This window comes from Pseudonocardia sp. SID8383 (genome assembly GCF_009864975.1).
Classification (GTDB): domain Bacteria; phylum Actinomycetota; class Actinomycetes; order Mycobacteriales; family Pseudonocardiaceae; genus Pseudonocardia; species Pseudonocardia alni.
Genome location: NZ_WWFY01000150.1, coordinates 1 through 2052 on the forward strand (window position 1 = coordinate 1; position 2052 = coordinate 2052).

General features: G+C 73.9%; 2 protein-coding genes and 1 pseudogene. 1 reads left to right on the top strand and 2 read right to left on the bottom strand.

Annotated elements, in window-relative coordinates; genetic code table 11:
* Positions 1–607, top strand: a 607-nt coding sequence (locus GTW08_RS03805) for a condensation domain-containing protein (protein WP_275938965.1), incomplete at its 5' end; no start/stop codon positions are given.
* Positions 608–674: 67 nt separating this feature from the next.
* Here the strand turns inward: GTW08_RS03805 and GTW08_RS03810 are convergent.
* Entirely contained in the window at positions 675–1715 is a 1041-nt protein-coding gene (locus GTW08_RS03810) for an iron-siderophore ABC transporter substrate-binding protein (protein WP_073574557.1), read from the bottom strand.
* Between the two features lie 108 nt (positions 1716–1823).
* Positions 1824–2052: pseudogene (locus tag GTW08_RS03815) on the bottom strand (ABC transporter ATP-binding protein); the annotation flags it as partial.

A 2052-nucleotide genomic window follows, 5' to 3' on the forward strand; every position in this document is an offset into this window, starting at 1 on the left:
CGGTGCGGACCGGGCACTGGCCGCCGGGCTCGGGATCGCCGTCGCCGGCCTCGCGCGCCACCACGGCGCCCCCGCCGAGGGGGTCGTGCCGCTCGCGATGGAGGGACACGGCCGGGAGGAGGAGGCCGTCGCGGCGCGACCGGACCTGTCCCGCACCGTCGGCTGGTTCACCGCGATCCGGCCGGTCGCGGTCGACCCGCGCGGACCCGCCGGGCAGGTGCGCGACCGGCTGGTCGCCGACCTCGACGGCGAGCCCGACCACGGCATCGGATTCGGCCTGCTGCGCCACCTGAACCCCGACACCGCCGCGGAGCTCGCGCCGCTTCCGCTGCCCGAGATCGAGTTCAACTACCTGGGCCGGTTCGACCGGCGCGCCCCGCGCGACTGGGGCTTCGCCGACGAGGACGACGTCCTCGACGTCGCCGTCGAGCCGGACATGCGTCAGCGGTTCCCGCTGACCGTGATCGCCCGCACCGTCGACGGCGTGGACGGACCCCGGGTGCACGCCGACCTGATCCACCCGGTGGCGGTGTTCGACGACGCCGTCGTCGCCGACCTCGGCCGGCGGTGGGGTGCGGCGCTGCGCGAGGTGACCGGGCAGGGCTGAGCACGACGGAGGGGGCCGGTCGCGGTGCGACCGGCCCCCTCTCGTGTGCGCGGGGTGCGCCCCGTGGTCAGCCCTGGGTGGCGGGGAGCGCCTCGAGCTCCGGCACCAGCTTGTCGATCGCGTACGGCAGGCTGAGCACGCTGCCGTAGCTCAGCGCGGCGGGCAGCGGCTCGGTGCGGTCGGAGCTGAGCATCCACAGCACCCGGCCCTGCTGGACGGCGTCGAGCCTGCTGAACTCCGGACGCGCCTGGATCTCGGCCTTCGCGGCCTCGGTCGGGGCGAGCACGAGCAGCTTGTCGACGTCGAACTCGCCGGCCTGCTCCGGGCTCAGCTGCGCCTCGCTCGTCCCGGCCGCGGCCCGGGTGATCGCCTCGGGGGCGCGGAAGCCGAGCTGGGCGAGCAGGTCGGCCTTGATGTCGCCACCGGCGAACGCGAAGTAGTTCGGGGTGTCGTAGGAGACCGCGACGGCGGTCTGCTGCGCCCAGTCGGGGTGCGCGGCCTTGGCGTCGGCGATCTTCTTCTCGGTCGCGGCGATCAGTTCGTCGCCCTGCTGCTCACGGCCGACGGCCCTGGTGATCTCCCGGGTCATGACCTGCCAGGACGCGGTGTAGTCCTCGAAGCCCTTCGGCTGCGCGACCGTCGGCGCGATCCGGGAGACCTGGTCGTACTGCTCCTGGGTCATGCCCGAGTACGACGCGATGATCAGGTCCGGCTGGAGCGCCGCGATCTTCTCCAGCTGGTACTCCTCGCGGACGCCGACGACCTCGGGGGTCTGCCCGGCGAAGCCCTGCTCCTGCCACAGCCACGTGTTACCGGCCGGGGGCTGGGTGAACCAGTCGACGATGCCGACCGGCGCGATCCCGACGGCGAGCAGCGCGTCCGGGTCGGTGTAGCCCAGGGTCACGACCCGCTCGGGCTCGGCGGTGATCTCGGTGGAGCCGTACTTGTGCTCGACGGTCACCGGGAAGGTGCCGGACGCGGCCGGGGCCGCGGGGGCCTCGGCGCCGCCGCCCGACGGCGCCGACGAGCACCCGGCGAGGACGAGGACACCGAGCAGGGCGACGAGCAGTGGACGGAACCGTCCCCTGGACGGTGAGGCGTGAGGCATGACGTTCCTGTTCTCTCGACCCGGGACGACGGGGCCGTCGTTGCCCGGTGATCCGATGTGGCAGTTGAGGCTTACCTAAGTCCCAGGCCAGGTCAAGAGATCCTTACCTCAGTCGCCGGTACGCCGGACGGACTCACCGCGCAGACCCGTCCAGGCCTGCCACAGCTGGGCGAAGCGGCCGCCGGAGGCGACCAGCTCGGCGTGCGTGCCGGTCTCCGCGGTCCGCCCGCCCTCGAGCACCAGCACGAGGTCGGCGTCGGCGACCTGGCTGAGCCGGTGCGCCACGACGACGGCCGTGCGGCCGGCCAGCGCGGCGTCGGCGGCGCGTTCCAGCTCC

Coding starts and splice junctions, on each gene's coding strand:
- GTW08_RS03810 (WP_073574557.1), bottom strand. CDS start 1,715: ATGCCTCACGCCTCACCGTCCAGGGGACGGTTCCGTCCACTGCTCGTC.